Source organism: Cupriavidus pauculus, assembly GCF_008801835.1.
Taxonomy (GTDB): Bacteria; Pseudomonadota; Gammaproteobacteria; order Burkholderiales; family Burkholderiaceae; genus Cupriavidus; species Cupriavidus pauculus.
Genome location: NZ_VZOW01000031.1, coordinates 13,779 through 35,422 on the forward strand (window position 1 = coordinate 13,779; position 21,644 = coordinate 35,422).

The window sequence follows — 21,644 nt, forward strand, 5'->3', positions numbered from 1 at the left end:
CATCGCCCATGTCCCGTTCGGGGCACGCCATCGTACGCAGGCAGCATGACGGTTCGATGAACTGTCATAGAGGCACGCCGCGTCACACCGCGCGCCGCGCTTTACCCCTGCTGCTTGCGGAACGCCCAGCGCCCCGCGAGCACGGTGAAGCTGGCCACCAGCACCACCAATACCCAGAATCCATGTGGATGATCGGCCAGCGGAATGCCGCCGACATTCATCCCGAAAAATCCCGCCACGATGTTGATCGGCAGCGCCAGCACGGTGACCAGCGTCAGCGTGAACAGCGTGCGGTTGGTCTGTTCGTTCAGCTTGGCCGCTATTTCTTCCTGCAGCAACTTGATCCGTTCCACCAGCGCGGCCAGGTCGTTGAGCACGAGCGAGAATTCCTCGGTCGATTCGCGCAGTTCCTGCAGATCGCTTTCCTGTAACCATGTCGGCGGACGATTCAGCAACCGGAACAGCGCGCCCGGCTCCGGCGCCAGCAATCGCTGCAGGCGAACCAGCCCGCGACGCATCGCGCCGAGATCGGACCGGTTCGATTGCAGACGCTGCGACAGCAGTTGATCCTCGATCTGATCCACATTGACGCCGGTTTCACGCACGATCTGCACCAGCACGTCGGCCTGGTCGCGCAGCAGATGCACCACGAGGTCGAGCGGCGAGCGAAAGGGCTCGTTGCGACGCACCGCGGCGCGCAGCCGGTCGACCGAGCGCAGCGGGCGGGCACGCGCCGTCACAAGGAGCCGATGGTCGGCATGCGCCCAGAGCGTGGAAATATCGGTCGATGTCACGCCGAAGTTGTAAATCACGTCATTGACCACCGCCAGCAGCGCCGCGTCCTGACGTTCGATGCGCGTCGAATGCGAGCCCTGGCGCAGCGCCTCGAAGAAGTCCTCGGGCAACCCGAGCTGCGCGCGCATCCAGCGCTCGCACGCGCTGTGAGACAGGTTGAAGTGCAGCCAGATAAACGGACCTTCGCGCCCCGGCGCATCGGCGCTCGACGGCGTGGCGTGCGCGGCCAGCCACGCGGCGGCGCCATGAGAGTCGATCTCGCGCGCGGGCTTGCCGGGTTCGAACAGATAGCCGCTGACCAGACCGACCGGGTCGGAACCATAGCCGGCGTCGACGATGCCCGAATGCATGAAAACTCCTGTGACCTGTGCCTCGCGCGACGTTATCACGGCGGCGTGACGATCGGCGCGATGCGCCAGCGGGCATACCCGGCCCGCTTCGTCCCACTTCGGCGCGCGCGGGCCGGGCGCAGAGTCGATCAGCGCGCGATCACCGCGCGGCGGCCAGCTTGCGGTAGAACGCGGCGCGGCTGATGCCGACGCGTGCGGCGGCCTCGGCGACGCGTCCGCCGCACGCTTCCAGCGCCTGCGTGAGGAACGCGGTCTCAAAGCGGGCCATCGCTTCGGCATAGTTTTGCGTGGCGGGCCAGGTCGCCGCGGCGGGCATTGCGGAGGCTTGCGCCAGGACGGCCGGGGCGACGGCGCCGGCGTGCGCCGAATCGGCCCCGTCCACATCGGCAGCCACCTCGGACACGGCTGGCGGCGGCGCTGGCGCATGGCCCGGCGCCGCACCACGGCGCACGCCCAGCAGCGGCGCCAGCGCGGCGGCGTCGACGCTGTCCTCGTCGCACAGCATGACCACGCGCTCCAGCACGTTGCGCAGTTCGCGCACGTTGCCCGGCCAGTCATAGTCGCGCAGCAGCTTCAGCGCGTCGTCGCGCAGGCCGAGCGGATGCCGTTCGGCCTTGATGCTCAACTCCTCGATGATGGCGTAGACCATCGGCAGCAGATCGTCGCGCCGCTCGCGCAGCGGCGGCAATTCAATCGTCAGCACATTGAGCCGGTAATAGAGATCCGCGCGGAAACGCCCGGCCGCCACCAGCGCGGGCAGGTCGGCCGATGTGGCGGCGATGATGCGCACGTCGCTGCGCACGATGCGGTTCGATCCCAGCGGTTCGAATTCGCGGTCCTGCAACGCACGCAGCAGCTTGCTCTGCAGGGCCAACGGCATCTCGCCGATCTCGTCGAGGAACAGCGTGCCGCCATCGGCCAGTTCGAACTTGCCCACGCGCCCTTTGCGGTCGACGCCGGTATAGGCGCCCGGCGCAGCGCCGAAGAACTCGACTTCAAGCAAGGTGTCGGGAATCGCCGCCACGTTGACCGTGACCAGCGCCTGCTCGGCGCGCGCGGAGCCGGCGTGAATGCCATGCGCCAGCAGTTCCTTGCCGGTGCCGGTTTCGCCCAGCAGCAGCACCGGCGATTCGACCAGCGCCGCCCGCCGCGCCTGGCGCTTCACCTCCTGCGCGGCCGGCGTGGTGCCGACGAAACTCGCGAAGGTGTACTTGGCGCGCCGCACCTGATCGAGCGATTTGCGCGCCGCGGCCAGTTCGGCCTGCACGCGCGAGTAATGGGCGAAGATCGGCGTCAGCGCCTTGAGCTCGTCGAACAGCGCAAACCCCACCGCGCCGATGGTGCGGCCGGCGTCATCCTTGATCGGCAGGCGCGTGACGATCATCGGCTCGCGGTCGGTTTCCAGCAGGTCCAGCAGGATCGGCTTGCCCGTGGTCACCACCTCGCGCATCAGGCTGTTTGGGATCACCTGCTCGCAGTCGAGCCCGATCGCCGCCTGCGGGTCGGTAAAGCCGAAGCGCGCGGCGTAGCGCTTGTTGATCCACACCACGCGCGCGTGCTCGTCGACCACGAACGTGCCTTCACTGAAATTTTCGAAGGTGCGGAACAGCGTTTCCATGGCGCGGCGCGCCACATCGTCGTAGTCCAACAGCAATGCCCCGCCTGGTTCGGCGATCTTTTGCATCGAGTGTCTCCGTTTTGTCTCATTCTGTAGATGCGGAGTGTCTCATATTCGAGACGTGACGGCGACGTGGGCGGGTGCTGTGTCTCACACACGAGACACGATGGTTTATAGTCGGTGTTTTGCGTCTTACCCGCAACTTTCCGGTGTGGCATGGAGACTGCTAACAGAGCGATCCCCTGTCACATGCATCAGGGACCCTTTGCATCCGCGCGGCAATGCCGGCGGACTGCAATCCAAGAACAAGCAATGGAGACCCCATGTCATTTGTCGTAGTGCTCGCCGCGTTGGCGTTCCTGATGTTTGCCGCCTATCGCGGCTACAGCGTGATCCTGTTCGCGCCGCTCGCCGCGCTGGGCGCGGTATTGCTGACCGATCCTTCCGCCGTGGCCCCGGTGTTTACCGGCATCTTCATGGAGAAGATGGTTGGCTTCGTGAAGCTGTATTTCCCGGTGTTCATGCTTGGTGCGGTATTCGGCAAGGTCATCGAGCTGTCGGGCTTTTCGGAATCGATCGTGGCCGCGGCGATCCGCTATATCGGCCGCTCTCGCGCCAATGCCGTGATCGTGGCGGTGTGCGCGCTGCTGACCTACGGCGGCGTGTCGCTGTTCGTGGTGGTGTTCGCGGTCTATCCGTTTGCCGCCGAACTCTATCGCCAAAGCAATATTCCCAAGCGGCTGATGCCGGGCGCCATCGCGCTGGGCGCGTTCTCGTTCACGATGGATTCGCTGCCGGGCACGCCGCAGATCCAGAACATCATTCCCACCACGTTCTTCAAGACCACGTCGTGGGCCGCGCCGGCGCTGGGCGTGGTGGGATCGCTGTTCATCATCGTGGTGGGGCTGTCGTATCTGGAATGGCGGCGTCGCGCGGCTGCCGCGCGCGGCGAAGGCTACGGCACCAACCTGATCAACGAGCCGCAACGCGTGGAAGGCGGCAAGCTGCCGCCGCCGCTGCTGGCCATCCTGCCGCTGATCGTGGTGGGCGTGGCCAACTTCTGGCTCACGCGCATGATTCCGCTGTGGTACGGCCAATCCAACAGCGTGTCGCTGCCGGGCCTGCCCAAGCCGGTGGAAACCAAGATCGCCAGCGTGACCGCGATCTGGGCCGTGGAGGGCGCGCTGCTGCTGGGCATCGTGATCGTGCTGGTCACCGCATTCGGCGCCGTGCGCCAGCGCTTTGCGGAGGGCACCAAGAGCGCAGTGTCCGGCGCGCTGCTGGCATCGATGAATACCGCTTCCGAATACGGCTTCGGCGGCGTGATCGCCGCGCTGCCCGGCTTCCTGGTGGTCAGCGACGCGCTGCGCAGCATTCCGAATCCGCTGGTCAACGCGGCGGTTTCCGTCAGCACGCTGGCCGGCATCACCGGGTCGGCGTCGGGCGGCATGAGCATCGCGCTGGCCGCAATGTCGGACGTCTTCATCCAGGGCGCGCAGGCCGCGCAGATTCCGCTCGAAGTGCTGCACCGCGTGGTGTCGATGGCCAGCGGCGGCATGGACACCCTGCCGCATAACGGCGCGGTCATCACGCTACTGGCCGTCACGGGCCTGACGCACCGTGAGTCGTATCGCGACATCTTCGCCATCACGGTAATCAAGACGCTGGCCGTGTTCTTTGTGATCGCGGTGTTCTACACCACGGGTCTCGTCTAACGTTTGCCGGAGTTTTTCATGGTCAATCTGCAAGGCAAGACCGCACTGGTCACCGGATCCACAAGCGGCATCGGCCTCGGCATCGCGCAGGCGCTGGGGCAAGCTGGCGCCAATATCGTGCTGAACGGTTTTGGCGATGTCGACGCGGCGCTCGTGACGATCCGCGCCACCGGCGCGCAGGCGCTGCATCACGCCGCCGACATGCGGCATGGCGACGAGATCGAAGCGATGATGACGATGGCGCGCGAGCGCTTCGGCGGCGTCGACATCCTGGTCAATAACGCAGGCATCCAGCATGTGGCGCCGGTGGAGGATTTTCCCGTCGACAAGTGGGACGACATCCTCGCGATCAATCTCACCTCGAGCTTTCACACCACGCGCCTCGCGCTGCCGGGCATGCGCGCCAGCAACTGGGGCCGCATCGTCAACATCGCATCGGTGCACGGGCTGGTCGGCTCGGCTGGCAAAGCCGCGTACGTGGCCGCCAAGCACGGGCTGGTGGGCCTGACCAAGGTGACGGCGCTGGAAACGGCCGCCACGGGCGTGACCTGCAACGCCATCTGCCCGGGCTTCGTGCTCACGCCGCTGGTAGCCGCGCAGATCGATGCCATCGCCAAGCGCGACGCCATCACCCACGAGGCGGCGCAGGCGCGGCTGCTGTCGGACAAGCAGCCGTCGGGCCAGTTCGTCACGCCCGAACAGCTCGGCAATCTGGTGCTGATGCTGTGCTCGCCCTTTGGCGATCAGGTGCGCGGCGCGGCGTGGGCCATGGACGGCGGCTGGACCGCGCAATAACGCGCGACGATGGCGCCATCGTCGCGCCATCGAGCACAACAGACCTGGCGGCGCGACGGCCGGTCATGGTCCGGCGGATGCGCTGTGACTGGCCGCGGCCGAAGCCGCGCGTGGCAGGGTGAACTGGAACACCGCGCCCGATGGATGATTCTGCGCGGCGCGCAACTCTCCGCCGTGGGCTTCGATGATCGCGCGGCAGATCGACAACCCCATGCCCATCCCCTCGCCTTTGGTGGTGTAGAACGCTTCAAAAAGCCGTTCCGCGTCTTCCGGAGAAAATCCGGGCCCCGCATCGCGCACTGCGACGGTCACGCCATCGGACGCGGACGACGTTGACGACGACGACGACGACGACGACGACGACGATTCGATCCACAGTTCGCGCGGCTGCGCCACCACGTCCTTCATGGCCTCGATGCCGTTCATCACCAGGTTCAGGATTACCTGTTGCAGTTGCACCTTGTCGCCCGCCACATCGGGCAACGCGTCATGCAGCGCAAGATGAAGCGCGATATCGTGGCGCGCCAGCTCGCCGGCAATCAGCGTGACCGTATCGCGGATCACCGCATTGATGGACAACGGCGCCATCACCACATCGGCTTTCCTCAGCATCGCGCGCATGCCGGCGATCACGGACGTGGCGCGCTCCCCGGCGGCCACGATCTCGTGCAGTGACGACTCCACCTCGCGCAAGTCGGGCTCCGGTCGTTTCAGCCAGCGCAGGGCCGCGTTGGCGTTGATGGCCATGGCGGCGAGCGGCTGACTGACTTCATGCGCGATCGACGCCGTGAGCGTGGTCAGGGTCATCACGCGCGACACGTGCGCAAGTTCGGCCCCGGCCTGGCGCAACGCTTCGTCGGCGCGCTGGCTTTCGCGATAGAGGCGGCTGTTTTCCAGCGCGGTGGCGGCTTGCGATGCGAGGAATTTCAGCACTTCGGTGCGGGCCGGCACGAACAGCCGCGTCGCCAGATCGTTCTCCAGGTACAGCGCGCCGATCAGCTTGGCCTGATTCAGAAGCGGCAGGCACAGGATCGATCGCGCGCGCCGCTGGCGCAGATAGGGATCGGTGGAATAAGGACGCTGTGCAACGGCGTCGTCCAGCACGATATGTTCGGCCGCGCGCAGCACATGGTGGATCACCGAGACCGGCAGATCATGCTCGGACAGCGCGCAGTTGCGCAGTTGCACGGCGATGGCATTGCCCTGGATGGTCGCTTCCGCCGCAACGTGACGATCGGTCTTGTCCTGTAGGATCAGCACGCCGCGCGATGCCCCGGCCTGCTCCATCGCCGTGCGCATCAGGGTCTCGATCAGCCTGTCGAGACGAATTTCCCCGGACACGGCCTGCGATATCGCAATCACCGTAGCAAGGTCGAGCAGCTGCAACGGCGTGTCGATGGTACCGGCCGATGACGCCGCGCGCTCTGCCCGCAGCAAACCCGCATACTGCGCATCGAGTTGCCAGACCTTGCCAAGCGCGCCCCAATGCAGGTAGCCGGCGCGCGCGTCTTGCAGATAGCTGCGCGCCACGCGCTCCATGCCCCGGCCCAGGTAGAAGCGTCCGGCCAGTTCGGCGGCAAGGGCCTGCACATGCGGCAGCTCGTTGTCGCGCGCAGAGGCGATCGCCAGATCGTACTCGCGCATCGCGTCGATATCGCGCCCTTCGATCCGCGCGATTTCCGCCGCCACCAGCGCCGCGCGATTGCCGAACGTCGACGGACAATTTCCAGCCCATTCCTCCAGTTGGCGACGATGTGCCGCCAGCGCGTGCAGATGGTAGGTCAGATCGCCTTCGCAAGCCTGCTCGCAACTGGCCGCGCGGGCCAGCGCGGCAAAGAACTGATACTCCGCCTGTTCGAAATACGACGGCGAGGTCCATAGCAGCACGTTGGCGCGTTCGGCCGCCTGCAAGGCGGCGGCGTGGTCGCCCGCCAGATAGCGCGCCTGCAGCTTCCTGATCCAGTACCAGCACGCCGCAAGCGACAGGCCGACATCGCCGGCGACGCGCTGCTCGAAGGCCGCCTCGTCGAAGCTGTCGCCGTCGAAGCTGCCGAAGCTCGGCGTGAGCCCGCGCAGCGTGCGGATCAACTGCAACTGCGGCGCAATGCGGTCCGCCACGAGTCCGTACCGCGCGCCCCAAGACCGCACGTTTCCGGCCTCCACCTCGCCCTGCAACTGGTCGAGCGGGTCGCCTCCGGCCAGCGATTGCGTGACCACGTTGCTGTAGATATACGACGCGTAGGTGAAATCGCGCAGCTTCTCTGTGACATCGAGCGCGCGGCGCAAGACACTGCGCGCGTTGCGAATCGGCTGCGTCCAGTGCAGAACGTTGCCGCCGACGATCTGGTAGACGCGCGCCCGGAAGCGATCGAGGCCGCGCTGTTCCGCCAGCTCCATGGCCATCCGGCCAAAGCGCAGGCCTTCGTCGTACGTGCCGCCCTGCGCGGACAGGATCATGCTCAGCCACGCATAGCCGACGCACGACGCATCGGCGTTGCCGTAGTCGAGGCTCATGTTGACCATGCGCAGAATCACCATCGCGCGGAGGTTGTCGTCGGTGTACCAGGCGGGCTGCATCAACGCGCTCAACACGCCCATCGTGCCGCACGCCTGTGCGTCCGACATCGGTGGCAGGCTGCACAACGCTTCGATGGGTCGGGTGCCAAGCTGCTGCCACATCCGCGTGCGTTCGCGCCGCACATCGTCCGCGCCGGGCCGGGCGGTCCAGTCGATGCCGGTGCGCCGCAGATATGCAAGCCCCACTTCCACGGCCTGCTGCCGCTGGCCGCCCGTCAGCAGCAGTTCGAGCTGCAACTGCGTGACCTTCGCCAGCGCCGGCAGACTCTCGGCACGCTGCACCAATGCGCGCAGGCGCTGTTGCGCGAGGTCCGATTGGCCGGTCATGAATTCGCATTCGGCGCGGCCGAAATCGATCGCGAACGCCAACGCTTGCTGGCTTTCGGCAGCGACGGGCGGTAGCAGCGCCGCAGCCGCGACCAGGTAATCGAGCGCGATGGCGTAGGCCGATACGCCTTTGGCTTGCTGGCCCGCCAGCAGGTTCAGCTCGGCAAGGCGCTCGCGCTCTGCGGCGGCGTCGATCAGGTCGACAGCGCGGTTGAGCTGCCCGACCACGGCGAAGATATTGGGCGCCAGCTGGGACGGCGGCGTTTTTCCGGCCAGGCGCCATCCGATGGCCAGATGCATGTGCAGACGCGCATCCTCGGGAATCAGCGCATACGCCGCTTCGCGGATCTTGTCGTGCCGGAAACGATAGGCGGATTCGCCGCGGATCACGAGCCCGGTGCGCGCCGCATCCCACAGTGCCGACTGCAGCGTTTCGGCTTCGCCGCGCCACGCCATCTGCAGATTGGCAAACGATGCGTCGTTGCCCAGACATGCCAGGTGCATGATCACCTGCTGCGTGGCAGGCGGCAGGCGACCCAGCTTGCCGAGCATCAGCTCGATCACGTTGTCGGTGTAATCCTTGGCCTGGATCTGCGCCAGGTCCCAGGCCCAGCGCGCGCGTCCGTGATCGAAATGCAGCAGCCCTTCCTCGGCCAGTTCGGTAATGAAGCTGATCGCGAAGAACGGATTGCCCGCGGTCTTCTCGTGCACCAGACGCGCCAGCGGCGCGCTGATCGGCGCGGCAACGTGCAGCGCGTCGGCAAGCAACTGGCTCATGCTGGCCGCATCGAGACCCTCCAGTTCGATGTTCTCCACCGCTGCGCCGCTGCGCCGGATCGACTCGGCGGTGGCTTCCCAGGCGCTGCCCGGAGCGACTTCGTTGCTGCGATAGGTGCCGACCAGCAGCAAGTGGCGGATCTCGGATTGCCTGACCAGGCGTTGCAGCAGATCGAGCGTGGCGGCGTCGAGCCATTGCAGGTTGTCCAGGAAAAGCGTCAGCGGATGTGCCGGTTGCGCGAACACGCGGATCACGCCGCCAAACGCCAGCGCGATGCGGTGCGAGGCTTCCCGTTGCGGCGTTTCGCCGGGCGCCGGCAACGGGCCCAGCAACTGCTGCAGTTCAGGAATCAGCGGCAGCAGCAGCGCCGTGTACGGTCCCATCGCCAGCGCCCTGCGCCACTCGGCCAGTTCGCTTTCGTCCTTGCCCAGTAGCGAGCGGACCAGCCCGCGCACCGCGTGCGCCAGCGCGCCGAACGGGATGCGCTCGCCATGCTGATCGGCCGTCGCGGCCGCAAACATGCCGCGCCGATGCATGGTGGCGCGCTGCAATTCATGCACGATCGTGGTCTTGCCCACGCCCGAGTAGCCCGATACCAGCGCCACTTCCATGCCGCCGCCCGCGGCCACCCGGTCGAACGCCGCCACGAGCCTGCGGATCTCCCGCTCGCGGCCGTAGAGGTGTTCCGGAATCACCAGCGTGTCAGACAGGTCGTGTTCGCCGAGCGTGAACGTATCGACGTGTTGCCGCGCTTCCCATGCGTGCAGGCAGCGGCGCAGATCGGCCTCGAGGCCTGCCGCTGTCTGGTAGCGCTCTTCCGCCGGCTTGGCCAGCAGCTTCATCACCAGCGCCGAGACGACCGGCGGAATCGAGGCCAACCGATCGGCGGGCGGAACCGGCTGGCGCGCGAGATGGCTGTGCACCCAGTCCAGCGTCGCCGACGCTTGCAGCGGCAGCTCGCCGGTAAGCATCTGATAGAAGACGATGCCCAGTGCATACAGGTCGCTGCGCGTGTCGATCGACCGGTTCATGCGGCCCGTCTGCTCGGGCGCCATGTAGGCAAGCGTGCCGGCGATCTCGGTGAGGCTACTGTAGGACTGCGGTTCGCGCGGAATCGGCGAGGCGATGCCAAAGCCTAGCAGCCATGCATGCCGGTGCGAATCGGCGACCAGGATATGCGAGGGTTTGAGGTCCTTATGGATCAGGCCGCGCTGGTGCAGGCCGCCCACCGCGGCGGCAATCGCCATGGCGATCGTCAGGAACTGTCCGATGGCCATCGGACGCCCGATCAGCCCACTCAGCGGACTGCCGCCCGGGTCTTCGAGCAGCAGCACGGTATTGCCACCTTCGCGCAGCAATTCCAGCGGCCGCGCGGCCCAACTGCCGTGCAGCGTGTCGCGCAGTCCGAACTCATGCGCCAGCCGCGTCAGCGTTGCAGGCGCGCTGTGATCGCCAGCGGGCCACACCGCCAGCGTCTGCGACACCAGCGCGTCGGCGTGAAAGCGCCGGCAACGGCCAAATATACGGTCGCCATCTTCCCAGTCGGCCTCCAGTTTGAGATCGACGTTGGCCAGCGGAAAGGACATGGATCGCATGTTGCGGTGCTGAATGGTGCCTGGAGTCAGGCTTCGGAACGATTGGGGCGCCGCCATGCTACGCGGAAACCTCTCATCGGTGACATTCCGCCCAAAATGTCGATTCAATTTATTTGAATAACTATTGCAACGATCGATCACTTTCGCCGCTGAGCCGATCGCTATAGTTCTGCACATGGACAGCGCAGCAACGCAACGAAGCCAAGCCAGCGCTGCCAGACCAAACCTCAAACCAATTGAATATTTTTTACCGGAGAAATCTCATGTCGAACGCCAAACTGCAAGTCCTGACCCCGCGCAACAGCCAGCTGATCATCATCGACCACCAGCCCCAGATGGCTTTTGGCGTGCAGTCGATGGACCGCCAGACCATGAAGAACAATGTCGTGGGCCTGGCCAAGGCGGCGAAGATCTTCGACGTGCCGACCACCATCACCACCGTGGAAAGCGAATCGTTCTCCGGCTACACCTATCCCGAAATCCTCGACGTCTTTCCCGGCAAGCAGACGCTCGAACGCACTTCGATGAATTCTTGGGACGACCAGAAGGTGCGCGACGCGCTGGCCGCCAACGGTCGCAAGAAGATCGTCGTGGCCGGGCTGTGGACCGAGGTGTGCAACACGACCTTCGCGCTGTCCGCGATGCTCGAAGGCGACTACGAGATCTACATGGTGGCCGACGCCTCGGGCGGCACCACCAAGGAAGCGCACGACTACGCGATGCAGCGCATGATCCAGGCCGGCGTGGTGCCCGTGACGTGGCAGCAAGTGCTGCTGGAATGGCAGCGCGACTGGAAGAACAAGGAAACGTATGACGCGGTAACCGGCCTGGCGAAGGAACATTCGGGCGCCTACGGCATGGGCATCGACTACGCCTACACGATGGTCCACAAGGCCGCGCAGCGCACCGCCACGCCGCACCCGTCGATCGCGCCGATCCATGCGCCGGTGACCGAGTACTAAGCACGACGCACTGGACGTCGATTCATACGGCCAGCGCCGTCTGGCCAAATCCTGATATCAGCCAGCGTGCCAGGCGGCCGCCGCCACTTTCGGAAGTCGCGGCGGCCGAATACCGCTATCGCCGGGGGTTCAGCCGGTCAGGCAAGTCGACGGAACAAGCGACCTTGCCACAGCAGCCGAAGCGTCAGCACGATCAGCGCGCCGATTGCAACATTGACGAAGATGAACAGCGGCAACGCAAGACTCGCGAACAACGAACCCGGCGCAAGGGTCGCCGCGCGCATGCACGACAACCCGAGCGCAGTGATGCCGAAGCTGAAGGCCCAGAATCCCGGGGTCGCGCCGGACTTGAGAAACCACGGTGCAAGTCTGGCGAGGAACAGCAGTTGCAAGACTCCGTAGCCGAACATGGCATAGAAAGGCCAGTCCACGCTGCCTGCTGTGACCGCAAGGTATGCAGTGGCACCAACCACCGGCGGCGCCAACTGGATGCCCAGCGTCGGCCGCAGCGCAGGTGCCAGTTCGTCGCCCAGATGCAGGCGATAGGTGATGATCGACTCGAGGGCGAACCACGAGAACAGCCCCGCTCCGAAGAACAGTTTGCCCAGATCCATCCAACCGAGCGAGCTCACGGCCATCGCAGAGACAAAATTGCCGGCCACTGTGGGCAGATACATGACCGCGGTGGTGTCACCGAGCTTGCGGCCGCCACGCATCATGCCGCCACTGCGAAGCGTGGAGAAAGCCAATTGGGCGACGACACCAATTACGATCAGCGTCGTGCCCAGTGCCTCAGCAAAGCCGTGCAGCCAGACGGCCACGAGCAGCGTGGCCACCGGTACCAGTCCGATGAAACAGCACGCAACCGGATGTCGGGCTTCGGCCAGCGCCTCGTCACGATGCGTCAGCCACTTGGCGGCGAAGGCGAGCACGAGCACCGCCCAGATGAGCGTCGTCACCGCAAACAGGATGTCGGATATGTCCGTCCCGACGCCCCACAATGTGTGTGCGACTCGCCAGCAGTTCGACAGACCGGCCATGCCGAGCACAATGCCCATCGCAGAGGCCGGAATCGAAAACCCGTTCGGCGTCTCGGCGACGGGAACCGTTGCTGCGCTGTCAGTCATGGTGTGTCCTGGAAGCAAGGTCAGCTACGCGCGAGGACAATTTTCCCCACGGTCTTGTTGCTCTCCAGCGCCGCATGCGCACGACGCAGGTTGTCGGCCGTAATGTCGCCAGAGTGCTCGCCGACCGTCGTCTTGAGCACACCTTCGTCGAGCAGCGCGGCCACGCGATCCAGCAGCTTGTGCTGTTCGATCATGTCGGCCGCACGGTACATCGACCGCGTGAACATGAACTCCCAATGCAGGGAAATCGACTTGCGCTTCAACGGCATCGCGTCCAGCGTGGCAGGATCGTCGATCAATGCCAACTGGCCTTCCGGCTTGAGCAGTTCCACGATCTGCGCGTAATAGCTGTCCGTATGTGTGAGGCTGATGACGTGGTCCACCTGGTCGATGCCTGCCGCAGCCAGTTGCGGCTGCAGCGGCTGGCTGTGGTCGATCACGTGATGCGCGCCAAGATCCCCGACCCACTTCTGGGTCTTGGGTCGCGACGCCGTGCCAATCACGACCAGCGCCGTCAGCTTGCGTGCCAACTGGATCAGGATGGAGCCGACGCCGCCGCTGGCACCGATCACCAACAGGCTTTGTCCCTGGCCGCCGCCCTCCGGAATACGCAAGCGATCGAACAGCAATTCCCACGCGGTAATGCTCGTCAACGGCAGGGCCGCAGCATCGGCGGTCTTCAGTGACTTGGGGCAGTGGCCTGCGATCCGTTCGTCGACGAGACCGTATTCGGCGTAGCTGCCTTGTCGCGTGATGTCGCCGGCGTACCAGACCTTGTCGCCCACCTTGAACAGTTCCACCGCTGCGCCAACGGCTTCCACGGTGCCCACCGCATCCCAGCCCAGCACGCGCGGGCCACCCGGCTGCACACTGAGACGCAGCTTGCTGTCCACCGGGTTCACCGCAATCGCCTCGATCCTGACCAGCAAGTCACGCGCTTGCGGTTCCGGTCGCGGCAGCTCCATCTCGTACAGGGCACGCGGGTCTTCGATCGGCAGGCCAGCCTTGTCGTAAACAATCGCTTTCATTCTGCATGACTCCTCGATAGGGCAAAAACGCGCGCTCACGCGCCGCGCAGGAACTCTCGCACATGTGCGACGTAGGTAGACGCATACTGGAACAGCGCGCCGTGGCCAGCGTTGGGATAAATGATCAACGTGGCATTCGGCAGCCCCTCCGCAAGCACGAAGCTGTTTCGCGTGGGAATCATGGTGTCGTTGTCGCCATTGGTAACCAGCACCGGATGCGGGATCGACGCCAGCTTGTGCGCCACGTCGCCCGGCCAGTTCGCCCAGGCGATCATGGCGCCAAGCTGCGCCGGCGCGACCTCGGCATTGGCCGGCAGGTCCGCTTCGCCGGTTCGCGATGCCAGACGATCCACGAAGGCTTGTGCAGCTTGCTTGCCATCGGGCGTCTCCGGGAAGAAAAGCCGCTTGAGCTTCTCGTGCATCGGCATCTCGGCATCGGTATAAATGGCAAGCAGTTCCGGACGATCCATGCCGGCGCCCTTGCCGCCTTCTGGCGCGCTGCCGGAAAGGACGATGCGTGCAACCAGCTCAGGTTTTGCGATGGCAATCTCCTGCGCCAGGAATCCGCCGAGCGAATAGCCAAGGATGTGGAACTTCGACAGCGCGATGGCGCCAACGAATTGCAGAACGTGATCCGCCATCGCTGTGATCGATGCCGGCACGGTGCCGCCGGATCTGCCAACCCCAGCGTTCTCGAACAGGATGATCTCGCGATCCGCCGATAGTGCATCGACGATGGCCGGGTCCCAGTTGTCGAGTGTGCCCGTGAAATGCTGCAGGCAAAGCAGCGGCAGCCCGCCATTGGCGTTGCCGAAGCGGCGATACGCATAGCGCACGCCAGCCGCCTCGGCGTACTGGGTGGGGGCATTCGAGGAATTCATGCGAGTCATCGTGGCATCCTTCATACGGAGGGGCCGGCGTAGGCCGGCATGACCAACACGGCACGGAACCGCACATCGGCGCGCATCATGCGGTCATATGCCGCCTGGGCCTGTTCCAGCGGGAACGTTTCGATCATGGGACGCACATCCTGCAGATTGGCGAAGGCCAATGTCTGCTCGTTGTCGAAGACGGTTCCGGTCAGTGCACCCACCACTGCACGCGCACCGAACACGAGATCCGTGGCGGGCAGCGTGATGGGATCTCCCGGAACGGCCACCACGATCAACTGACCGCGCGCCGCCATGCCCGGAACGAGCGCGGACATGCCGGCACCGGTCGGCGCCGTCGCCAACACCACCTTCGCACCGCCCAGGCTGCGCAACACCGCCACGGCATCTTCGCTTTCAGAATCGATATAGCGATGGGCGCCGAGTTGGGCCGCCAGTTCGGCCTTGTCTGCGCCGCGCGCAATCGCCACCGTATGGAAACCCATCTTGCGAGCGAACTGCACGGCGAGGTGACCCAGGCCGCCCAGGCCATGCACCGCAACCACATCGCCTGCCCGCGCATTCGCATTGCGCAGGGCGTTGAATGTCGTCAGGCCGGCGCACAGCAGCGGCGCCGCTTCGGCGGCATCGAGCGCATCGGGAACACGCACCAGACCGCGCGCTTCTGCCAGCATGCTTTCGGCATAGCCGCCGTTGGTCGTCATGCCCGTGATCACCGGATTCTGGCAATTCACGACATCGCCCTGGCGGCACGACGGACACGTGCGGTCTTCGCCGGCCAGAAAGCCCACCCCTACGCGCTGGCCCACTTGCCAGCCCTCGACGCCGTGACCCAGCGCTTCGATACGGCCCACGACTTCATGGCCGGGCGTCAGTGGATGTTCCGGGTCCGCGGGTGCCCGCGCCACCGTCGCACTGTCAGAGTGGCAGACACCACAGGCTTCGACGCGAATGCGGACTTGCCCGAACCCAGGTTCCTCGATCGGCCGATCGATCATCGCCAACTTGCCGGGCGCCACGGCTACCGCAGCGCGGTAGGTTCGATTTGCGGTCATCGTGATGGCCTCACTCGAAGCGGAAGTCGGACAGATCCACGCCCACGATCAGCGGCTCGGGCATCGCGAGATTCTCTGGCGTACGCGGATAGATGCGCATGCGCGTGGGCATGCGCATGCCTTGCACCTCGACATAATCACTGAGGTAGCGGGCGGCCGCATTGCGACCCTGGATGTCCACTTCGTAGTCATGACGGCGCAGCATGCCGTCCGCGTCGAAGTAATAGGTTTGCTCCGCGCTATGCGTCGCCACCGTATCCGGGAACCTCACACGCAGACGGCGCCAGGACAGGCCATCGACGACCCACGGCTCGATCTCGGTCGCTACCACGCCGGGATGACGCAGCACGAATGGCGACGTCAGATACGTCCACATCGTATAGCCCGCGAAATACGCCAGTTGGGGATTTGACCACGGGGTTTCGAGTTCGAACCCAGCGAACGAAGCGCGCGGATGATCGAGCGCTTCGACGAGCGTGCCGTCCGCTTGCCGGATCTCGACACGATCCGGCGTGAAGACGGAATGATTGGTAGTCGGTGCGAACGGCTCATGCGAGACCCGCTGCGCATGCAGGTCCACGGTCACGCGCGAATCGATCAGCACCCCTTCGCGCTGTTTCAGATTCCACAGTATTCCGGTGTGGTGCAGGCGCGCCGAGACACGCTTGAATTGCTGGAAGCGTTCGAGGCCGCCCGCGGCATCGATGGCGAAATTGATCAGGTCAGACATGTTTTACCTTCTGCTTGGTTTGCTTTTTTGAGCGCGAGACCATTCACTTCGAGGCTGGGCTCGAAGTTCCTGGCGCGGCGCCACTCACGCGCCGGATACCGGCGGAATTGCGCTACGCGTGGGCGTCGACAAACGCGGCGATATGTCGCGCGGATGCCTCGGGATACTGAAGTTGTGGACCGTGGCCGGCGCGCGGAAAAGTCACCAGGTGCAAGGTCGGCAACTGGTTGTTGAGCGCGTACCAGTTCTCCACCGGGAACACGATGTCGTGATCGGCGCCGATATGCAGGACAGGGATCCGTGTGGACTTGAGCGCTTGCAGCACCGAGTCAACCGGAAAGACCGGGTTCTTTGGACCGTCGCCAAGCTGCGTCGCGGCCCATTGCCACGGCACTTCCGGACTGACATCGAGCTTGCGTGCAGCGAGCCGATCGGCTGACAGCCTGGCCGCATCCACGCTCTCGGGCGAAGTTGGTTCGAAGAACAGGCTGACAAAATCATCAAAGTCGTTCTCGCGCTTTGCCAGCGTATAGAAGAGCGCCTCGCCGGGCTTGGCCAGAGTGCCCGGCGGGGTGGTGCCGATCAGCACGGTGTGGCTGACCAGTTGCGGCGCCATCGTCATCACGAGCTGTGCCGCGATGCCGCCAACCGACCAGCCGCCAATGATGACGCGGCCCAGGTCCAGCGCGGTGATCAGATCGATCGCATCACGGGCCAGCGCCGCAGGCTGATAGGTAGGGTCGCCGGTGGATTGCCCCAGGCCGCTGTAGTCGAACACCGTTACCTGGAAGCCCTGGCCCGCCAGGCTATCGAGGAACAGCGGATCCCAGGCGTCCATGGTGCCGCGGAAGCGGACACAGAGGACAATCGGCTTGCCGCTGCCGAATGTGCGATAGGCGAGACGCCGCCCCGGCACATCGACGAACCGGGTTCTGGCGTTAAGGCTTGCCGAGGCTTCGGCCATTGAAGCATTCATTTTGTCCAACCTTGCATTGACCATCGATGCGACGTGAGCACGTATCCCAGACCTCATCATTGCCCTTTTCCGATCCATCGGAAACGACATTTATCGTGAGGTTTTCGGACATCGAAACCCACCCAGGAGCGTCGTGCTCACCCATCGGCAGCAACATTTCCGAGCGCTGCTTCGATATGAAAGTTAGCCGCAAAGCCAGAGCTGATAAAGCGTGGACGCCTGAACAGTACTTCCATCCAAGCCGAACAATCGTTCAGGGGAGACGTTGCGTGATCCGCTTCGACAGGTGTTTTTGCGGCCGTTTTCGGCCAACCTGCGCGGGACGGTTATGCGACAATCGCCGCGACCGTGACGCTTGCAATCACGTCTTCGCCAACGCGATTCGACAGTCTTACCAAACCCGTGAATTGAAGCATGTCCAGTAATGCCCAAAGCCAGGATGCGACTTCAGTCGTCTACATCATCGACGACGAGGAATCCACCCGCTCGTCATTGCATAACCTCCTGCGCTCCGTGGGATTCACGGTCCGTAGCTTCGACAGTACGGCGGCATTCAAGGCGTCGGAGAAGAACGCCGGACCCAGTTGCATGCTGCTCGATGTTCGCCTGCGCGGTGAAAGCGGCTTGTTCTTCCAGCAGCAGGAGAAGGCCAACCAGCAAATGCCCATCATCTTCATGACGGGATTTGCAGACGTGAGCATCTGTATCAAGGCGATGAAAGCGGGCGCCGCTGATTTTCTGCTCAAGCCGCTGGCCGAGCAGGACGTCATCGATGCCGTCACGGCCGCTCTGGCGCAGGACAAGAAGCGGCTTGAGGCCGATTACCAGCGCAGCACCCTCATCGATCTGTACGAATCCCTGACCTCGCGCGAGCGCGAGGTGCTGGCCTACGTGGTCGGCGGCGCATTGAACAAGCAGATTGCAGCCGGCATCGGCATCAGCGAGATTACCGTCAAGGTCCATCGCGGCACCGCCATGAAGAAGATGAAATCGAACTCCGTTGCCGATCTGGTGCGCAAGGCGCAGGTACTCGGCATCGAGCCGATGTCCCGCTAGCACAGCGCCTTGTCCGTGACAAAGACATTGAATCCCCGCGCGCTGGCGACGGTGGTCCTTGCCAATGCACTGGAGTTCTTCGAGTACTTCGCCTACGCCACGTTTGCCCGCTTCATCGGCGCGGCATTCTTCCCGCATGGCAACTCGGATGTCGCATCGCTGGCCGCGTTCGGCACCTTTGCCACGGGGTTTCTGATGCGTCCGATCGGTGCGCTGGTGTTGGGCGCCTATGCCGATCGCGTGGGACGCAAGCCCGCGCTGGTGCTCAACATCACACTGGTCGCCGCGGGCACGCTTGGCATGGCTTTATTGCCCGGCTACGACGTCCTGGGCGTTGCAGCACCGCTTCTGCTGCTGGCTTGCCGGATGCTTCAGGGATTCGCCATTGGCGGGGAAATTGGCGCGGCAGGTGCGTACCTGATCGAACAATGTGCGCCGGCGCGCCGCGGCCTCTACTGCGGCTGGCTGCTCGCCGGGCAGGGGCTCGCGTTGCTGGCTATCGGCGCTTGCGGCTTCCTGATGAATGACCTGCTCACCGCTGCGCAGCTCGACGCATGGGGATGGCGAATCCCTTTTCTTCTGGCTGTCATGATGATCCCGGTCCAGGTGCTGTTGCGTCGGCGCCTGTTGACTCACGACATTCCACGGCCGGTTGCTGCGGAGGTTGATGTCGGGCGCCTGCAAGGCTGGAAAGTCCTTGCACTCGGGACACTGCTGATCGCAGGCGGCACCGTGCCAACCTATGTCGCCACCTTCACTGCCCCGTTCGAAATGGCGGGCACCATGCCAACGCTGCGGCAATCGTTTCTCGTAACGATCGCCCTGGGCGCGATCACGTCCGCGGCTTCGATCGTAGGTGGATGGCTTGCCGATCGTCTCGGATATGCCACCGTCGTCATCTGGGCGCGGCTGGCTTCGATCATCGCCGTGGTGCCCACCTATCTCGCTGCAGTGCATGGCGTCGGCAACGGCTTCTTTGTCGCTGGGATTGTCGCGGTGACGGCCGCGAGTTGTCTGGCCGCCGGGCCGACTGTCGCCCTGCTGCTGTCGACAGTGCGCAGCACGTCGCGCGCCACATCGCTTTCCTTTATCTATGCAGTCGGTGTCGCGGTGTTCGGCGGCACGGCCCCGGCACTGGTTGCCACGTGGAATGCATGGGCGGGAAGCCGGATGGCCGCAGCCTGGACGATTTCGGCTGCGGCCCTGGGTGCTATCGCGGCGGTGAGGGCGCTACAGCATCACCAGACGCGCGTCCGCTACTGACTATGCGGCGAAGGCCTTTGCGCCGGGCAGGGTGAAGCACAACGTCGCGCCTTTTCCCTCGACCGATTCGGCCCAGATGCGTCCACCGTGCGCTTCGATGATGGATCTGGAAATGGAGAGTCCCACGCCCATGCCTTCTGACTTCGATGTGGAGAACGGCTGGAACAGTGTTTCGAGCGACGCGGCATCGATGCCATGGCCGGTGTCCTCCACCTTGAACAGCAGGCTGGCATCACCCTCCGGTTCGACGTGCACGGTCAGCTTGCGTGCCCGCGCGTCCGACGTGGCCTCGATGGCATGTATGCCGTTCAGCAGCAGGTTGCCCAGTACCTGCTGTAGTTGCAGACGATCCACCAGCACGCGCAGGCCTTCGTCCACCGACGTCTCGACCTCGATGGCCCTGGCTCGCGCTTCTGGCGAGATCAGGTAGATCGCCGATGCCACCACTTCGGCTGCGGACAGCAACCGCGCCTGCACGGGCGTGTGCGTCATGAATCCGCGCAGCCTGTGGCAGATGTCGGTAGCATCCCGCGCCCAGCGCCGCGCGTCGCGTACGGACGCCATGGCTTCCGCGATATCGGGTCCATCACGATCGAGCCACCGCGCAGCGGCTTCGATCGATGTCCGCGTGGCAGACAACGGCTGGCTGATCTCGTGCGTGATCGATGCAGCCAGTTGCCCCACCAGTGCAATGCGTCCCGCGCGCGCCATCTCCGCTCGCATGACCTGCAGGCGGTTGATGTTCTCCTGATACTCGGAGATATCGAACGCATAGAAGTGCAGCCGCGTATAGCGGGCGGGGTCCGTTGGCAACGAACAACGCCACACGATTGGAATCGTCCGGCCCGTCAGCGATGTGAGGGTACGTTCGCCCTGGCAGGCGGTCTCACCATCGAACATGGCCTTGAGTACCTTTGAATTGCTGGGGCGGCTGGCCGGCAGCAATGCCTTTGCCGCGGCGAAGAACGTTTCGCGCGATGCGGCATCGAACAACTTCAATGCTGCGTCGTTGGCATCCACGAAGCGGTGATGGCAGTCGCGCAACTGCTGGATCGCCGCGGGATTTTCGTCCAGATAGCCGTCGAGATCCTGCACCCCCTCGGCCTTGCGCTCATCGACCCACTGCCGTATGCCGGACCAATCTTCCACAAGGATGGGAATCGGCGCGAAGCGAAAGGTCTCGTCCACGATCTGGCTGGTGGATTCCACACGTTCACTTCCCTCCGGTTCAATTTTGCAGCGACGCGCGGAAACGTCGGTATCGGGATGGCGCATAGAAAAGAATATTGTTGCGGCGGGTCTGCGTCCGCCATGGTAGCAATGCCATGCGGCGAATGTGTCGGCAACTATACGAATGTATAGCCTCAAGCGCCGACGGCTGTGGCGCTCATGCCGTTGGCAAGCGCGGCATCGCGACACCCTTCGGTGCAAACCCGATGTGCGATGGCGTATGCAACGCGATACTCCCGTATAAGTGTCCCCGTACCGTGATTGCGCTAATGTCCCATCAAGCGCGCGCACCCACGCAAGGCGCTCCCCTATGTTTTGCCCGTTCCAACGCTGATGCCCGTGCCCGCCAAGATTGTTTGTGTCATCGATGACGACCCATCCGTTCGTAGATCCACTGGCGCGCTGATTCGTTCACTTGGCTGGGGCGCAGCCTTCTTCTCCTCCGCGGAAGGCTTCATGGCCCATCCGAGCCACACTGCCTACGATTGCCTGATCTGCGATATCGCGCTGGAAGCCATCTCGGGCATCGAACTGCTGCGCCGACTGCGCGCCGCAGGCCTGCATACGCCATGCATCTTCGTGACCGCCAATGCCACGTCGCGTTGCCGCGAACAGGCCCGGAAGCATGGCGCGGTGTGCATGCTCGACAAACCGGTGGACCCGGACGACCTGGTCGGCTGGCTGTCCCGGGTGCTGAACACAGCCCCCTGATACCGGCGGCCCGGCCACAGAGCAGGGAAACTATACGAACGTGTCGTCCACCATGCGCCAATTGCG

16 protein-coding genes are annotated in these 21,644 nt (G+C 64.4%); 6 read left to right on the forward strand and 10 right to left on the reverse strand.

The genetic code is table 11. From position 1 onward, the window contains the following. Positions 1-101 precede the first annotated feature (101 nt). Positions 102-1,145 carry a transporter gene (locus F7R19_RS23365; RefSeq protein WP_061960031.1) on the reverse strand — a complete coding sequence of 348 codons (1,044 nt, stop codon included), beginning with the start codon at positions 1,143-1,145 and terminating at the stop codon, positions 102-104. Positions 1,146-1,284: 139 nt separating this feature from the next. Next, positions 1,285-2,829 (reverse strand): sigma-54 interaction domain-containing protein, encoded by a 1,545-nt coding sequence (locus F7R19_RS23370; RefSeq protein ID WP_150982172.1) that lies wholly within the window; start codon positions 2,827-2,829, stop codon positions 1,285-1,287. Between the two features lie 257 nt (positions 2,830-3,086). On the opposite strand from F7R19_RS23370, the gene F7R19_RS23375 reads away from it, so the two are divergent. Both F7R19_RS23375 and F7R19_RS23380 read left to right on the forward strand, forming a co-directional pair. Continuing rightward, positions 3,087-4,478 (forward strand): GntP family permease, encoded by a 1,392-nt coding sequence (locus F7R19_RS23375; protein ID WP_150982173.1) that lies wholly within the window; start codon positions 3,087-3,089, stop codon positions 4,476-4,478. An 18-nt stretch (positions 4,479-4,496) separates the two neighbouring features. Next, complete coding sequence (locus tag F7R19_RS23380) at positions 4,497-5,273, forward strand: 3-hydroxybutyrate dehydrogenase (RefSeq protein WP_150982174.1); 777 nt, start codon at positions 4,497-4,499, stop codon at positions 5,271-5,273. 63 nt (positions 5,274-5,336) lie between these two features. Here F7R19_RS23380 and F7R19_RS23385 read toward each other — a convergent pair whose 3' ends face one another. Further along, positions 5,337-10,550 carry a trifunctional serine/threonine-protein kinase/ATP-binding protein/sensor histidine kinase gene (locus tag F7R19_RS23385; RefSeq protein ID WP_223505663.1) on the reverse strand — a complete coding sequence of 1,738 codons (5,214 nt, stop codon included), beginning with the start codon at positions 10,548-10,550 and terminating at the stop codon, positions 5,337-5,339. Positions 10,551-10,813: 263 nt separating this feature from the next. Between F7R19_RS23385 and F7R19_RS23390 the strand changes: the two genes are divergently transcribed. Then, a complete protein-coding gene (locus F7R19_RS23390; RefSeq protein ID WP_061958265.1) occupies positions 10,814-11,512 on the forward strand; it encodes a hydrolase in 699 nt (232 codons plus the stop codon). Between the two features lie 137 nt (positions 11,513-11,649). Here F7R19_RS23390 and tehA read toward each other — a convergent pair whose 3' ends face one another. From tehA to F7R19_RS23420, 6 genes are all read right to left on the reverse strand, one after another. Further along, positions 11,650-12,639 carry a dicarboxylate transporter/tellurite-resistance protein TehA gene (gene tehA / locus F7R19_RS23395; protein ID WP_150982175.1) on the reverse strand — a complete coding sequence of 330 codons (990 nt, stop codon included), beginning with the start codon at positions 12,637-12,639 and terminating at the stop codon, positions 11,650-11,652. 20 nt (positions 12,640-12,659) lie between these two features. Next, positions 12,660-13,667, reverse strand: a complete 1,008-nt coding sequence (locus F7R19_RS23400; protein ID WP_150982176.1) for a zinc-binding alcohol dehydrogenase family protein — start codon at positions 13,665-13,667, stop codon at positions 12,660-12,662. A gap of 35 nt (positions 13,668-13,702) precedes the next feature. Next, complete coding sequence (locus tag F7R19_RS23405) at positions 13,703-14,548, reverse strand: alpha/beta fold hydrolase (RefSeq protein WP_223505661.1); 846 nt, start codon at positions 14,546-14,548, stop codon at positions 13,703-13,705. A gap of 20 nt (positions 14,549-14,568) precedes the next feature. Further along, on the reverse strand, positions 14,569-15,612 hold the full coding sequence (locus tag F7R19_RS23410) for an alcohol dehydrogenase (protein ID WP_061958268.1): 1,044 nt from the start codon (positions 15,610-15,612) through the stop codon (positions 14,569-14,571). Positions 15,613-15,622: 10 nt separating this feature from the next. Then, positions 15,623-16,342, reverse strand: a complete 720-nt coding sequence (locus F7R19_RS23415; protein WP_150982178.1) for a hypothetical protein — start codon at positions 16,340-16,342, stop codon at positions 15,623-15,625. Between the two features lie 112 nt (positions 16,343-16,454). After that, a complete protein-coding gene (locus F7R19_RS23420; RefSeq protein ID WP_150982195.1) occupies positions 16,455-17,306 on the reverse strand; it encodes an alpha/beta fold hydrolase in 852 nt (283 codons plus the stop codon). Positions 17,307-17,732: 426 nt separating this feature from the next. Between F7R19_RS23420 and F7R19_RS23425 the strand changes: the two genes are divergently transcribed. Beyond that, the gene (locus F7R19_RS23425) at positions 17,733-18,374 is read left to right on the forward strand and encodes a response regulator transcription factor (protein WP_061958270.1); all 642 of its coding nucleotides are present in this window, start codon (positions 17,733-17,735) and stop codon (positions 18,372-18,374) included. A 15-nt stretch (positions 18,375-18,389) separates the two neighbouring features. Further along, entirely contained in the window at positions 18,390-19,637 is a 1,248-nt protein-coding gene (locus F7R19_RS23430; RefSeq protein ID WP_170292644.1) for an MFS transporter, read from the forward strand. Here the strand turns inward: F7R19_RS23430 and F7R19_RS23435 are convergent, their stop codons facing one another. Continuing rightward, positions 19,638-20,846 carry a sensor histidine kinase gene (locus tag F7R19_RS23435; RefSeq protein ID WP_223505660.1) on the reverse strand — a complete coding sequence of 403 codons (1,209 nt, stop codon included), beginning with the start codon at positions 20,844-20,846 and terminating at the stop codon, positions 19,638-19,640. It lies immediately after the preceding gene. A gap of 360 nt (positions 20,847-21,206) precedes the next feature. Here F7R19_RS23435 and F7R19_RS23440 point away from each other — a divergent pair, with 360 nt between their 5' ends. Beyond that, positions 21,207-21,578: a response regulator transcription factor gene (locus F7R19_RS23440; RefSeq protein WP_157779544.1), complete on the forward strand. Its 372-nt coding sequence runs from the start codon at positions 21,207-21,209 to the stop codon at positions 21,576-21,578. Positions 21,579-21,644 lie beyond the last annotated feature (66 nt).

Excerpts from the sequence above, each read along its gene's own strand:
- F7R19_RS23365 (WP_061960031.1), bottom strand. The coding sequence starts at position 1,145 with ATGCATTCGGGCATCGTCGACGCCGGCTATGGTTCCGACCCGGTCGGT.
- F7R19_RS23370 (WP_150982172.1), bottom strand. The coding sequence starts at position 2,829 with ATGCAAAAGATCGCCGAACCAGGCGGGGCATTGCTGTTGGACTACGAC.
- F7R19_RS23375 (WP_150982173.1), top strand. The coding sequence starts at position 3,087 with ATGTCATTTGTCGTAGTGCTCGCCGCGTTGGCGTTCCTGATGTTTGCC.
- F7R19_RS23380 (WP_150982174.1), top strand. The coding sequence starts at position 4,497 with ATGGTCAATCTGCAAGGCAAGACCGCACTGGTCACCGGATCCACAAGC.
- F7R19_RS23385 (WP_223505663.1), bottom strand. The coding sequence starts at position 10,550 with ATGCGATCCATGTCCTTTCCGCTGGCCAACGTCGATCTCAAACTGGAG.
- F7R19_RS23390 (WP_061958265.1), top strand. The coding sequence starts at position 10,814 with ATGTCGAACGCCAAACTGCAAGTCCTGACCCCGCGCAACAGCCAGCTG.
- tehA (WP_150982175.1), bottom strand. The coding sequence starts at position 12,639 with ATGACTGACAGCGCAGCAACGGTTCCCGTCGCCGAGACGCCGAACGGG.
- F7R19_RS23400 (WP_150982176.1), bottom strand. The coding sequence starts at position 13,667 with ATGAAAGCGATTGTTTACGACAAGGCTGGCCTGCCGATCGAAGACCCG.
- F7R19_RS23405 (WP_223505661.1), bottom strand. The coding sequence starts at position 14,548 with ATGAATTCCTCGAATGCCCCCACCCAGTACGCCGAGGCGGCTGGCGTG.
- F7R19_RS23410 (WP_061958268.1), bottom strand. The coding sequence starts at position 15,612 with ATGACCGCAAATCGAACCTACCGCGCTGCGGTAGCCGTGGCGCCCGGC.
- F7R19_RS23415 (WP_150982178.1), bottom strand. The coding sequence starts at position 16,342 with ATGTCTGACCTGATCAATTTCGCCATCGATGCCGCGGGCGGCCTCGAA.
- F7R19_RS23420 (WP_150982195.1), bottom strand. The coding sequence starts at position 17,306 with ATGGCCGAAGCCTCGGCAAGCCTTAACGCCAGAACCCGGTTCGTCGAT.
- F7R19_RS23425 (WP_061958270.1), top strand. The coding sequence starts at position 17,733 with ATGTCCAGTAATGCCCAAAGCCAGGATGCGACTTCAGTCGTCTACATC.